General features: G+C 44.3%; 10 protein-coding genes. All 10 read right to left on the minus strand.

Annotated elements, in window-relative coordinates; all coding sequences use genetic code 11:
• The 10 genes from VK541_RS13515 to VK541_RS13560 all read right to left on the minus strand — a co-directional run bounded on the left by VK541_RS13515 (window position 1) and on the right by VK541_RS13560 (window position 14,440).
• Window positions 1-831: a substrate-binding domain-containing protein gene (locus VK541_RS13515; RefSeq protein ID WP_324370860.1), complete on the minus strand. Its 831-nt coding sequence runs from the start codon at window positions 829-831 to the stop codon at window positions 1-3.
• 84 nt (window positions 832-915) lie between these two features.
• Window positions 916-2,697, minus strand: coding sequence for a cytochrome-c peroxidase (locus tag VK541_RS13520; protein WP_324370861.1), 1,782 nt, complete (start codon window positions 2,695-2,697; stop codon window positions 916-918).
• 70 nt (window positions 2,698-2,767) lie between these two features.
• Window positions 2,768-4,261, minus strand: coding sequence for a hypothetical protein (locus VK541_RS13525; RefSeq protein ID WP_324370862.1), 1,494 nt, complete (start codon window positions 4,259-4,261; stop codon window positions 2,768-2,770).
• 249 nt (window positions 4,262-4,510) lie between these two features.
• Complete coding sequence (locus VK541_RS13530) at window positions 4,511-5,473, minus strand: DUF5977 domain-containing protein (protein WP_324370863.1); 963 nt, start codon at window positions 5,471-5,473, stop codon at window positions 4,511-4,513.
• A 7-nt stretch (window positions 5,474-5,480) separates the two neighbouring features.
• On the minus strand, window positions 5,481-5,786 hold the full coding sequence (locus VK541_RS13535) for a hypothetical protein (protein WP_324370864.1): 306 nt from the start codon (window positions 5,784-5,786) through the stop codon (window positions 5,481-5,483).
• Window positions 5,787-6,106: 320 nt separating this feature from the next.
• The gene (locus VK541_RS13540; RefSeq protein ID WP_324370865.1) at window positions 6,107-6,346 is read right to left on the minus strand and encodes a hypothetical protein; all 240 of its coding nucleotides are present in this window, start codon (window positions 6,344-6,346) and stop codon (window positions 6,107-6,109) included.
• A gap of 154 nt (window positions 6,347-6,500) precedes the next feature.
• Window positions 6,501-8,276: a metallophosphoesterase gene (locus VK541_RS13545; RefSeq protein ID WP_324370866.1), complete on the minus strand. Its 1,776-nt coding sequence runs from the start codon at window positions 8,274-8,276 to the stop codon at window positions 6,501-6,503.
• 17 nt (window positions 8,277-8,293) lie between these two features.
• Entirely contained in the window at window positions 8,294-9,838 is a 1,545-nt protein-coding gene (locus tag VK541_RS13550; protein WP_324370867.1) for a RagB/SusD family nutrient uptake outer membrane protein, read from the minus strand.
• A gap of 20 nt (window positions 9,839-9,858) precedes the next feature.
• Complete coding sequence (locus tag VK541_RS13555; protein ID WP_324370868.1) at window positions 9,859-13,248, minus strand: TonB-dependent receptor; 3,390 nt, start codon at window positions 13,246-13,248, stop codon at window positions 9,859-9,861.
• 181 nt (window positions 13,249-13,429) lie between these two features.
• A complete protein-coding gene (locus VK541_RS13560; protein ID WP_324370869.1) occupies window positions 13,430-14,440 on the minus strand; it encodes a FecR family protein in 1,011 nt (336 codons plus the stop codon).
• Window positions 14,441-14,515: the final 75 nt, after the last annotated feature.

Raw genomic sequence — 14,515 nt, forward strand, 5'->3', positions numbered from 1 at the left:
TTAATCTATAATATAATAGCCCGAAGCCTGTATTAACTTGCGTCCGGCAGGACTTTTTTCAAAATCGATAAAGGCGGAAACTTTGTCCCATGATTTTACAGGGATAAACTGGTAAAGCGGTCTTTGAAAATAATATTTTTTAGCAGTAATAGCCGCCTCGTCCAGAGGAGACACCGCAGCTTCACCTTTCTCTTTGCTGATCTTGAGGACTTTTATTGGCTGATCGACCCCGTCATGCATGATGTATCCGGCTCCCACATATCCTATACCTGAAACATCCATCTTCACACCTTCCATGATCTGGGCATTCCCATTCATTTCCTTGGCATCGCGGCTAAACTCTATTTTTAACTTTTTCCTCACGAAAGATTGTGTGCCGGAGTTACTCTGACGTCCGTAAATATTCACCGCGACATCCTGTCCCGTAACCGGTTTCCAGTTTTTGTATTCGCCGCTCAGCACCTTAGTCAGGGTTGCCACATCAATAGAATCAAGAGGGAAATCCTTTTGTACAATGAATGCCGTAGCATCTTCAGCAAAGACTACCGTTTTGATATCAATCCCCTTCACTTTAAATAAGCTGTCCTCTTCTTCGTTAAGCGGACGTGAAGAATTGGCAATATCAGCCTGCCCGTTCAGTAAAGAAGCGATACCCAATCCGGAACCGCCGCCAGAAATGGCCACACTAAAATCATCATTTATTTTATAGAAGTTTTCAGCAAGGTTCACCGCAAGATTTACTTCCGTGTCCGATCCCTTCACTTTAATAGATTTGTTATTGCTGCTGCACCCTATTAACAGCAACATAAATATGCCGCCGAAGTATTTCATGGACATTTTTTTCTCAAACCTAAGGGTTCAAGATTAGTTGCAGGTTAAATTTGGGTTAACAACAGACAATTGTCAAAGCCAGCGTTACTGGTCATCAAGGGTCTTTAAAAACGAAATAATGTCACTGATCTCTTTTTTACTAAGATTTAAGGGATCACCAGATAAAGTCTGGTTTTCCAGAGGAATTCCCATTCCGGCAGCACCTCCTTTATTATACAAATCCATTACCTGTTTCAATGTTTTATATGCCCCATTGTGCATATATGGAGCTGTTTTACCAATATTTCTAAGCGTTGGAGTTTTGAACGCATATTTAAGTACGTCCATTTTTATCCAGAAATAACGCCCCTCATCCTCGTCAATTGCAGGATTTTTGGCATCAGGATCTTTCAATGTGCCAATTACTTCTCCCTCCGTATTTGAAAAGACAGGTCCCGCTGTACCATTAAATAATGGCATAAAATGACAGGTGGCACATTTCGCCTTACCTGTAAACAAATTAAACCCGTTTAATTCGGTTTGGTTCATTTGCTTATCATCGCCCCGCATATACTTGTCAAACCTGGAATTGAAAGGAGTTAGGGAACGGATATAGGTGGCCAGCGTGATCATCACAAACCTGGGCTTAATCTCAGTTTCCATAGCTGGAAAGGCTTTTTTAAACAGCGTGTAATAATGCTCATCTTTTTGCAGGCGTTTAGCTGCATCTTCAACAGATCCATGCATTTCATCTTTATTGGCGATGACATCCATAGCCTGGTTTTCCAGGGTCTGGAACCTCATGTCGTAGAACTGTGCGTTTTGCAGGCCAGCATAAAGCAGTGTAGGCGCATTTCTTTTTACGAATTTACCCGATGTAAGTGCCTGACTTTTGGCCAGACCATCGGTAAATGCAAGTTCCGGTTTGTGGCAGCTTTGACAGGTACGCACAGACCCGGAAACTATCGGGTCATTAAACAGGGCCTTTCCAAGAGCCTGCTTGTCCGGGGTTGGCATAGCTTCAGTACTGTTTACAAAATGATTAATATTAAATACATCTTTGCCGAACAGACTTGTCGCATCTCTGCGTAATGCGAGTTCAGTATCCAGTGGTTTAATGTTCAGCTCCTTTTGCCATTTCACGATTCCCTCTGTGATGAGGTTGGCGTGATCTCTGATGAACTCCATCCTGTCAAAGGAGTTAAAATCCGGGTGTTCCTTCAGATAATCCACAGATTCAGCAATTATTTTGCTAAGATCTTTATTCCTGCCAAAAAGACCGAGTACTTGTCCTGCCGCCTTCACACTTGTGGCAGCCTCGTCTATACCGGCATACGACAGTGGCGTATCAAATCCGGTGATCCCCGTAGTAATAATCCTGAAAATCTCGAGTTTGCAGGCATCAAAAACACGTGCTTCAGTCATTTCCGTCTCCATAACTAAAACTCGAAATCTCCTCAGGCTTGATCGCAGAGACGCGAGCTCCCTTTCTAAATTCTTATGCTCCGCAGGGATATAAGGATAAACAAACTCTTCTATTACCTGTAAGCCGGAGGGCTCAAAAGATTTGGTTTCTTCCGTTTCAACCTCCACCAGGGGTGGCCCGTTGATCTCTCTGGAGGCACCGGGCGCATAATATTCACAAAACCATTCCAGTTTCTTAAATAACTTCCTGGTTTTCAGGAACTGCATCTTCAACTGGTTTGAATCCCCCGCATGGGCAGCAGCAACCAACTGGTTCAGACCACGATCTAAAGAGTCAGTCTGTTTAATCAAAAGCTGTTTGACCATCACTAGTGGCTGCTCCGTATCTTTCTTTGGGCTGCAATACGCAAAAAAAACCGTTGCGAAAATAAAGAGCGTAAGTTTGGGCGTTTTTATAAACATAAGTTATTTTTAATATCAAAAACCCTTTCCCTATAATCGGGAAAGGGTTTTCTATTATAGCTGTAAGCGATTATCGCTCTATGCCTGATAATATAATGGTTTGACCACCTTCTTTATTTGTAGTAGTACTGCTCCCATCCGCATTAAGGAACTTGTCATTTGTCCAGGTATGCGGGTGCAGGTTCAGTACGATGGTATTTGGCCTGCCTGTTAAATCTGAAATATCATACATTGCACCATATTCCCATGAACTGGTCCTGCGGTCATTAGAAGGATTGTATTTGGCATTGAAAACTGCATCATCACGACGGTGGTTCATTTCAATCATAGGCTTAATGGCTTTTGTTGCGATGTTATATTGCCACACCCTGCCATCATGCTTGTTATTTGTATAATAAGAGTCACCGTCCTCCTGAATGTAAACAAAGTTTTTGGTTACACACAGGTTATCCGGATTTACGATGCTGTTGCCCGGATCTATTGCACCATCAATAAGTGGCGTCAATTTACCTTTTAACGGACTGGCCGCATCAAGCTCTAATTTATAGACTCTGCCCCACATAGTCAGTCCGGGTTTTGGATTGACCAGGTCTCCGCTTACTCCTGTAGCAGTAAAATAAAGTGTACGGTTTGCGGATGCATCACCTTTACCGTAGTCCAGATCCTCAACACGCGCAAACTGGATGGCATTTTTAGCAACGGTTTGAGACGCCAGCTCAGCACCGGTACTCGCTCTTACATTATCATATTCAACAAATTCAACATCGTAAGTAGAATTTACTGCCATGTCCGTCTCTACTATATTTAAATTGGTTCTGCGCAGCATGTAAAGCTTTCCACTATTCAGATCGCCCGCACTACCGGAAAGGTACATATTCACCTGACCCAATCCCTGGCGTGTGCTTTCATCTTCACCAATAAAAATGGCTGTTTTTCCAGGATAAGCATCTTTAGGAAGCGGAACGGCATTTTCCGCACTGCATTTACCAAGAGCCGCTAATTTTCGGTCAGGATTACTTTTTTCTGATACTGGTCCAAGCGGGTTAATTGCGTGAATGGACGATTCGCCATCTGTTTCACCTGCGGTCAAAAATACCGGGGCCGGAAAGCCATGCTCATCAGGAGTTGCAAGTGTAGCAGAACATAGCCTCATCTTACCACCATTAGCATCTACTATGTACTCACCCTTCACAGGTTTTAGATTTTTATCCAGATAAACCCTTGATACTGAAAATATTATTTCGTGGTTTGTAACCATGATGTATCCATCTCCGTTAGGATCTTTCATCATGCCGGCTCCGTCTGGCTGGGCACCATAGACAAAACCAGGTGACCCTGAAAGCACGTCATCGCTGCTGATTAAAGTTGTGATCTTTACATTTTCAAAACCTGGCAGCGTTTTTACCAAAGATGGATTTACAGAATAATCTTTAAGCTCAGTTGCATCGGGATTTGCGTCACCATCTTTCTTGTCTTTTTTACAAGCTGTTACAATAACAGCCGCTGCACCAAAAGCCGCGACAGCAAGTGCAAGTGTTTTTCTTTTAAATAGGGTTTTAGTCATAGTTCGTTTGTTTTTCTGTAACAAACCTAAGACGCAGGTATTATCTCAGGCTTAAGAAAGTGTTAAGGAAACAGCAATCAGGTTATTCAGATTCGTTCTATTTGAAACCTTGAAAAGCTTCATTACGTACTTCTGCTTAAGCCACCAATACAAACTACTGAATTGAAAGCCAATCAATTGTTTTCAGTTTATGTACAATTCAAGGATGCAAAGTTTACACCCTTGAATTGTGCAAGCACATTTTGTCGTTTAATCTTGGAATATGTTGAATCCATTACTAAAATAGCTTTCACCTGTCTGAAGAGAAGTTATTTTAAGTTTTACTCCCCATAGTGGAGAAGGATCCGTTTTACTAAGAATAAGTACATTTTTTAACAACCCGGTATTAGGCGTGCTTGATGAAATTGTTCTAATTAAAGTATTTGACTCAAACAATTCTATTTTAACACTACTACCATTAAAGATCGATGCATTCCATTTGATATCCTCTGAGTAGTCATAGTAATATATCATGTTCGATCCATTAGGTGTTTTTACATTACCAAATTTGATACATAGTCCTTCTGTATTAGCCTTGTTTTGACCATTCGCATCAATCTCTGCCTGTGCTTTCGCATCTGCATCTGCCTGAGATATTGTTGAAGAATATTTATTTGCCGGAACAGAATAATTAGTTGTTGTATTTGGCTGAACATCACTTCCCGGTGGGCAATTATCTTTGACAAAATATGCAGATTTGGCAACATTATAGTACGTAGTAATTGTAGGTTCCAATACATAGCTGTAACTTTTCCCTGTGAAAACGCCCCACGAGAAACCGGCTGGTTGTGTAAACAGGTCTATTGTGTTATTGGCTAATTTAGATTTTTCTATATTGATAGTGTAAATCTTTGTCACGAATGGATCCGTAGAAAATTCTGTACTGGAAACGTTCTGCTCAGCTGAGAGAAAATTCACTCCTCCCGATGAATTGGCAGTTCCTAGTTTTGTTTTTATACTACCTGTTTTTGGAGTACCATTGCTCTCTCTGTAGGTTGCAAATGTTACTTCTATTTTTATTTCGGTTGTTGAAGTAGCACTCTTTATTAAAATTTTTCCATTCTGCAGATAGGCATCTTGTACTTTAAAAGTGGTTACGTATACCTGGCTATATGCCTGAGTTGTCAATAATGCAAGGATAAGAACCGTTATATTTTTGAGTATTGTCTTCATAGAGCGTTTAATTAGCATTTTCTTTAGCAACCTTTAAAACTTCCTGATGTTGTTCGTAGATTAATAAGAGATCATCTTTATTGGTTTTACTCTCTCTCCAGATAAACTGTTTTTCTTTGTCATCGTAGCTTATCTCACTAGCGTTGATGTGGCTTACCTCAGCCATAAACTTTATAAGCTCATTTGTGCTAAGTGATGATTTTGGATGTTCAATGACTTTTTCCAGTTCAGGAAGCCGCTCATTTTTTTTGCAGCTGAACATAGCTGTGCCTAGTAGGATCGCCATAGTGGCAATCTTAAATGTTTTTTTCATAGGGATTTTTGTTAAATAATTACGTTAATTGTTTTTTAATTACTTAACAAATTTAAGACACGAGTATTATCCCAAACTCAAGGGAGTGTTAAGGAAAAAGCAATCACTGAATTTAGAATAATTCTACGCATTCCTGATCAGGGCCTGCTTCTCCTCAGCCTCTGCCATCCATCTCGGTCCTCCCCGCTCCAAAACAGCATTAATACCGCAGCAATTTCGCTTGGGAGCCTGTCAATAGCGAAGTTGAGTCCTATCTGATGCGATGTTAATCCCTGCACGAAAGAGAAGCAAAGCAGAAGCTGTTAGGAAGTCTTACATGGTCATTCTGATGCCGCTAACTTAAAACGGTCCAGCAAACTTAAAATCTCATTCTGACCAATTGAAGAAGGGTTATTGAACTGTGCGGAGAGTATACTTTCAGGTATGTCAATTGTACCGCTGGACGTACGCACTAAAATGCCGTCGCCTGATCTTTTATTGGAAACGTACTCACCAACAGCAGGGTTTAATTCCTGCAGCCTGATGAGCAGCTCATATACTACATACACTGAAATTTGCATGCGGCAAAGTTAAAATAACTTTAATATAACATTAAATTATCATTATGTTAACAAAATAGCAAGCAACACTTATGGCTTAACCTCAAATACAAAACGCCCTGACAGATGTCAGGGCGTTATTGTCAACAGGTCTGGTCTTTAAATGCTATATAAATTACCTGCGTGATGCTGGAATATTGACCAGTTCAGAAACTTTGCCTGCACCAGCATCAATGGTCTTATTGTTTTGCAGATACAGCTTGCCCCCTCGGTATACGGCTGGGTAGCTTTTCCCATCCTTCCCGTAATTTCCCGGTACGGGTATGTCACCTTTTTGCCCCAGTACAATGTGTTCTTTCATCCGGTCTATGATCCACTCACCTGTAGACGGACGAAAAACGGCCATTTCTGCCCTGCCGTCGCCATCATAATCAGCAGGAACCGGAATATCGCCCGGCGTGTGTTTTACTTCTAAAGGAATATTGCCCAGGCTGGTCTGCCACAGGGAGTTGTCTGTGCGAAAGAAACCCACATCCATCATCCCATCTCCATCATAGTCTGCCGGTACGGGAATGCCGTTCTTATGGCCAAACTTAATGCTGTCCAGCCGATCGAAATACCAGGTCAATGCAGATGGCCGGTAAATCGCAAAATCTGCAAATCCGTCACCATCCCAATCTCCGCATACCGGAATGTCTCCTTGCTGGCCCAGAGCAACGGAACGTCCTCCCTGAAGGTAAAACTTTCCCTCAGATGGCCTGAACACAGCCAGCTCCGTCTTACCGTCACCGTCATAATCGGCCGTTGCAGCGATGTCTCCTTCCTGGCCAAACTCTACATCAGCCTGACCTGCGATCTTCCATTTGCCTTTGGCAAAGAAAGCAATCTCAGTGGTCTGGTCATTGTTGTAGTCCTGGAACCGTGCCACACCGGTATGGTGCAGCCATGGCAGGGTAAACTTGCTGTCGGCATCGGTTTCTTCTTCTCCGGTGTACGGAGAGAAGGTACGTATGCTGATCAGGTCTTTTGATTTTGAGAATTTCATCAGACGCATCAATCCATGACCGCCATTCGGACGGCTCTGGTAATCGGAAAGGAACGATTTGATGACATTTCCGGCGTAGCCGTCCTGACGGTAACCTTCGCCATTGTCACCCACATGACCGGAGAGGGTCATCATCACATTGGGGTAACTCTTGAGCTTGTCAAAAACACGCTGCCCCTGTTTGGAAAATTTAGGGAAACCCTTTTCATTGGTACCAGTCGTTTTGTTGAAGTGAATGATGGAATGGCTCACCAGAATGGCCTTTCTGTCGCTGTACTTTTCGAGCAGCTGAGCGGCCCATTTATTCAGGTTCTCGATGTCTTCGCCGTAAGAATCATATTCAAAAAATATAGTAATAAAATCGGTTCCTGCGGCGCTGAAAAGATCGTAATGACTGTCATTGTTATTACTGTAATGACCACCGTACCATTTCTTGTCCTTAAAACGTTCTACCCCAAAATACCTGTTGTACTGATCGGTCTTACCGCTCAGCGGATACTGACTTTTGGTCTGGTCATGGTTGCCCACTGCCATACCGTATGGAATACCCTGCGGATATCCGGCCTGGGGCTGCTCAAGCTGGTACATTGCTTTGGAGGCATTTACCCATTGCTGGGGAAATTTCTCTCCGTCGTCAGAAATATCACCCAAATGGATTACATATTTGATGTTTTCCTTAGCGGCATTTTTTACGATCCAGTCGGTTTGGGCCATGAACATCTCATTTTTTCCGCCAACTTTTTCTGAAGTATAGTATTGCGTGTCGGGCAATACGGCAATTGAAAATTCATCTTCGGCTGCAGGTGCGTTTGTTTTCAATACCGGAGCCGCGCTTATGCTGACCAGCAGCTGCATGCTTAGAAAGATGCAGCATCCGTTTCTGAATATGTTTCTTTTGTTTTTCATTACTCTGGTTCTGCTGATTAAAAGTAGCCTGGGTTCTGAACAATCTTAGGGTTTAAACCTACTTCGTTCTGGGGTATCGGGAACAGCAAATGATGATCATCGATCACATAGGCGTCTGAAGAAAGATAAGGAAGCTGCTGTCTGATCTTAACACCAAAGGCATTAATTACCGTTTTTGCATTTCCGGTTCTTAGCAGGTCCGACCAGCGGTGATTTTCAAACGCCAGCTCAACCCTGCGTTCATGCAGGATTGCCGCGCGGAGCAGGGTTTGGTCTGTATTCTCAAAATTTCCAAGACCTGCACGTTTTCTTACCCTGTTTAGCGGAGTAAGTGCATCCGATGACTTACCTTGCTCATTCAGCACCTCTGCCAGGAGCAGCAAGGCATCTGAAAAACGGTAGATCGGGAAATCGTCTCCTGAACCTGTTGTTCCGACAAGTGGTGCATGCAGGTATTTCTTGATGTAAGGAACACCTGTCTTCCCTGCAGCGGGAACATAATTTACAATACTTTTTGCTGCAGAATAGGCAAAGTAGTTACTGGCATCATATGTACCCTCGGCAATTCCGATCGAGGCATCCAGACGCTGGTCTCCAGTCTCAAAATCCTTGATCAGGTCGTCGCTCGGTGTGTTCCATCCGCCGGTACCGGTATTGTCTATGGTGATTCCTGTAAGTAATTTCGTATCCTTACTTCTCGGCAAGAAATGAAATGACAGCACGTTTGGAGTTGAACCGGTAACCGTTCCGCCAAGAAACTGGATCTCAAAGATCGATTCTTTTCCGTTTTTATTGGCTGGCAAAAAGGCGTCGGCATAATTTCCGTGCAGGTCATAACCCATGGTCAGCAGATTGTTCAGCAAAGGTTCGGCATCAGCCCATTTCTTCTGTGCGGCATATACTTCAGCCAGAAGAATGGTAGCTGCCCCTTTCGTAGCTTCACCGGTCTGAGGGAACTTTGTCGGCTGGCCTAGTTCAGTAATCGCATCCTTTGCATCAGCAATGATCTGGTTATAGACCTCTTCGACTGATGCACGGGGTTTAAAAGCCTCGTCTGCCGTGGTCACTTCTTTGAGGAACAAGGGCACGCCTCCATACAGGCGTACCAGTTTAAAGTAGTTCAGTGCCCTCAGGAATTTAGCCTGTCCATCGATAGTGGTTTTTGCCGAAGCTGCAATGTCAGATGCCGCCAGCCGCTCTATGATAATGTTGCAGCGCGAAATACCTGTATAAGTGTGCTGCCAGGTTGCCGCAGCGTATGCGTTGGTAGAGGTATTGGTAAAGTCAGAGATGTTCTCGCGCTCTACAATAGATGTACCCCTGTTGCCGGGAATGGCCTGGTAGATCGTATTGTCTGAATGCATTTCTGAAGTAAAATAGTCGTTGACCAGTACATCCCTGAGCGGGGCGTAGGCTGCTACCATCGCAGACCTGAACTGCTGCTCGGTTTTATAGTAAACCTCGTCTGTATAGGAATCTTCAGGCCCCAGTTCAATAAAACTTTTCTTGCAGGATGTTGCCCCGATCAGTAACAGGACAATTGCTATATATATCTTTTTCATGTTGTTTTCAGGATAAATGATTATTTGAAAGTGGTGGAGAGACCAAATGAGAATGTCCTTGGTATTGGATACGCGTTTTCGTCGATACCAACACCCTGGGTAGGATCAGCACCTCCTACGTTGATCTCCGGGTTCATCCCTGAATAGCCTGTCAATACAAATGCCTGCTGCACTGAAGCGAAAATCCTCAGGTTTTTAAGCATCAGGTTCTTAAGTGGTACGGTATAACCCAATGAAATGTTTTTGGCGGTCAGGTAAGATCCGTCTTCGATCCATTGCGTATTCACCTGGCGGCCCATCGCCGTAGTGCCCGATTTGGTACGGGGATAAGCACCTGATCCTGGGTTCTCTTCCGAACGCCAGCGGTCTGCAGCCGAGGCCAGCAAGATTCTTGATCCATCCATATTGGTCTGATAGGCCCATTTGGCAGCATTTAAGATCTTTCCACCAACGGAAAAAGTCATGTCTATATTCAGATCAAAGTTCTTGTATGCGAAATGGTTGACCAGTCCGCCTGTAAATGTCGGCGTAGGATCACCGATAAAAGTACGGTCGTTCACATCATCGATCACTCCGTCTCCGTTGATGTCTTTTACTTTGATTGTCCCGATGTCGGAGTTTCCGTTGGGCTTAGCAGGTGTACTCAGGTATTTTGCAGAATTTGCCAGATCGGCGGCATCTTTATACAGTCCTTCAAATACAAAACCATAGAACTCTCCAAGATGATGCCCCACTTGCTGGCGGTAATAATCTGAACTGGTGGTTACGTTTCTGCGGATAAAGCCAGGGTCTACCAGGTTTGTGATCAGGTTGCGGTCCAGGGAGAGGTTCAGTTTGGTGTTCCAGCTCAGGTTTCCAGTCAGGTTCTTTGAACTTACTGAAAATTCATGTCCCCACATTTTAAGTCCCCCGACATTGTAGATGATCTGGCTGAAGCCGGATGATGTTGGTATGGCACGCTGTTGTATCAGCCCGTCTGTGTTTTTCCTGTAATAGTCGTATGTAAAGTTAATGCGGTTGTCCAGTATACCCAGCTCAAGACCAATGTCAAACTGTTTGTTGCGCTCCCATCTCAGGTCCCTGTTGGGCAGACGGTTGATGGTTTGCCCCTGGGTAATGACGTTGTTGAAATTGTAATAATAAGTGCCGATCGTGGCCTGGGAATCGTAGTTTCCGGTAAAGAAGTTATTGCCGGTCAACCCGTAGCTGCTGCGCAGTTTCAGAAAGCTAATGGCTTTCAGGTCCTGTATAAAGCCTTCATCACTGACAATCCATCCTGCAGAAACTGAAGGGAAACTGCCCCATTGTTTATTGATTCCAAACCTTGAAGAACCATCACGTCTGAATGCGGCAGAGAACAGGTATTTGCCTTTATAAGCGTAGTTTAAACGTCCTATGGTCGAAAGCATCGCGTAACCCCCGCTGCCGCTGCCACCGGTAAGACTGGTTGCGGCATTGAGGTATGGAATGTCATCGCTTGCAAATCCGAGTCCTGTCAGGTTATTGCTGTAACTGCTGAATTCCTGGGCCGAATAACCCACCAAAGCTTCAATATCGTGATTAGCAGCGATTGTTTTTTTGTACACCAGGTTTCCCTCTGCGGTCCATGAACCATTGTCGACAGCAGAACTGGTCCCCGTGCTCTGTCCCTGTGTACCTGTAACCAGACCTCCCTGAAAATATTTACGGGTTTCCGCGCCTTTGTCGATTCCTAAATTGGTCTTGATGCTCAGCCCCGGAAGTACTTCGTAGTTCAGGTAGGCATTACCAAGGATGCGTGTGGTATAATAGTCGTCATTGGTCAGTTCATAAGTAGCCAGCGGATTGATATAGGCCACCATCCCCGGTGAGGCCACACTGCGGACGAAACTGCCATCTGCATTGTATGGTGATATCAGCGGGCTGGCTTCAAAGAAGCGCTCAAAATATCCGCCTACCCCATCGCTGCTGAGCCTGTTGTTGTGGTCTACCCTGTAGCTTGGCGCAATGTTAAACCCTATTTTGAGTTTATCATTTTCCGAGCTGAAGTCCTGGTTAAACCGGAGTGAAAACAATTTCGTACCGTTATTGATGATCACTCCTTGCTGCTCCTGGTATCCTGCGATCACTGTTGATGAAGAATGTTCACGTGCTGACTGCACGCTGAGATCATAACTTTGAATAGGTGCAGTACGGGTAAGCAGGTCAAACCAATCGGTGCCTTGACCATACTGTTCCGGATTATCATAAGCCGCACGGTAATCCGCTGAGACCACATATCCGGGCTCATATTTAAGCCCGTCTTCCGCCCGTTCTTTCATAAAGGTTGCGAATTCCCTGGCAGTCATCATCTTTGGAACTTTACCCTTAGGTATGGTCTGCACGCCGTAATAACTGGAAAATTCAACTTTTGAATCTCCTGGTTTTGCATGCTTTGTAGTGATCAGCACGACCCCGTTTGCGGCCCTTGAACCATATAATGCTGTGGCAGATGCATCTTTAAGAAAACTGAAGCTTTCTATCTCTGCCGGATTGATGTTATTGATACTGCCTGTTACCGGAGTTCCGTCGATCACAAATAAGGGCTGGTTACTCGAGTAAAAAGAAGCAGCACCACGGATGACAAAGCCTATGCCACGTCCGGGCTGACCACTTGTCTGGGCAATCTGAACGCCGGATACTTTTCCCTGCAGCTGCTGGGCAAACTGGCTCACGGGCATGTCCTGCAAAGATGCGGCGTCTACTGTGGCAATTGCCCCGGTAATGTCTCTTTGTTTCTGTTTGCCATAACTCACCACCACTTCTGCGAGCTGGTTATTGGATGGCTGCAAAGAAAAGTCCAGGCTTAAATCTTTACCGTCCTTAACTGCTACGCCAGTCACTTTCTTTGTCTGAAAAGAGATATAAGTGACCTCCACGGTGTAAGTCCCCGGCTGCAGCGCCAGCACATAATTTCCATTGGAATCACTCTGCGCGCTCTGACCAGTTTCGATGACCCTGACAGTGGCTCCGGGTAATGGGCCTCCTTTGTCGTCCAGGATTCGTCCGGTTAATTTGCCAGGCACCCTGGGTACTGGCTTGGCATCTATGATGATGTAGCCTTCAACAATCCTGTATTCAAGTTTTGTTGATTCCAGAACTTTTTCAAGAATGTCCTTTACCGATGTCTGATCAGCACTAAGCGTGATTTTTTTATCAATGCGGGACATAAGTTTCTCCGGCAGTACGAAACTTAACCCGCTTTTTGACTGAATGCTCATCAGGCTTTCTTTAACGCTCTTCTTATTAAGCGTGATGGATATAACCTTGCTGAGATCCTGGCTATGAACATTCCCTGCCAGAAGCACACCAATGAAGGTAAATTGTGCGATTAAAAGCATACATGAACACCTCATAATAAACTTAATTGTAGGATGTAATCCTTTTTGCATAAATTTGAATATTAATGGTTTGCCCGGTTTTAACCGGAATTATTGTTGATTTTTTTAGTCATCTCCCGCGTTGTCGTCGAAAAGCATGCGGTGAATGACGTTAAGAATTGCTTCCCTAACCTCCAGGATAGGGAGGCTTTTTTGTATCTAGCCCATTGGTGTCCCTTTCTTATATTAAATTTTAACGAATCATAATTTCCCCGTTTCTCATCGTATATTTAAAATGTCCGGCAGATGCCAGCACATTAAGTATTTTATCTATAGATACGCTCGCGTCAAGTGTAAGCGTCATTCTTTCCTTTGCTTTGCTGGTTCTTTTAAATGTGATCTTCACATTGTACCAACGCCGAAGCACTTCGGCGATCTCCTGAATGGATTTGTCATTGAAGGTCAGCCTGGATGCTTTCAGGTCCCGGACTTCTTCCGGATCCATCTTGCCATTTTCAATTCTGCCGTGGTCCAGCAAAACCGTTTCTCCGGGCATTAAAATTGCCAGTGATTTTTGATGTTTTCCATCAATCTGGTCCACGCGCACTTTCCCGGTTGCGACCTGAACCATGAGCGGCCGGCCGTTAAAGGCTTCTATTTTGAATGAAGTGCCGAGTACTTTGGTCTGCACATTGCCGGTATGCACCATAAATGGTCTTTTCGGATTTTTGGTTACTTCAAAAAAAGCTTCTCCCGACAGAAAAATTTCCCGGCTCTCTGAAGAAAACCTCTCAGGATACCTTAACTTGCTGTCTGCACCGAGATAAACGACACTGCTGTCAGACAATAAGATCATTGACCGTTGGCCCCGTGGGTTAATCCGCTCAACGAATGCTGGTGATTCTTTACTGGCAGTACGAAAATGACTGATCGTATAAGTGGCCAGTCCTGCAAGGACCACTGCAATCCAGACTGCAGCGCTTCGCATGCTGAAAAATTTCTTCTGAATTGCCTCTTTAGCCTCTGCAGGCTTGTTTCCGATCTTTTCCTGAATGGTTCTTTTCCAGTCCCGATGGTTTGGAGGTAAGGGACCATCCTGCCTGAATAGCTCCAGGTCATGGCTTGCCCGCTCAGACAATATCTCGTCCAGCAAAGCTTCAGATTCCGGTTTTCTTAAGAAAAGGCGCACTAGCTCCTCCTCCTCCGGAGAACACCTGCACATAAAAAAATTTTCTATTAACTCCCGGTCTGGTTGTCCTGACATGTTCCTCTTCGGGCTGAATAGGGCCCACTATAGTAGAAGGGACAAAAAAACAGGCAAGGGGCTATTCAAATTGAA

Source organism: Pedobacter sp., from assembly GCF_035317785.1.
Lineage (GTDB): Bacteria > Bacteroidota > Bacteroidia > Sphingobacteriales > Sphingobacteriaceae > Pedobacter.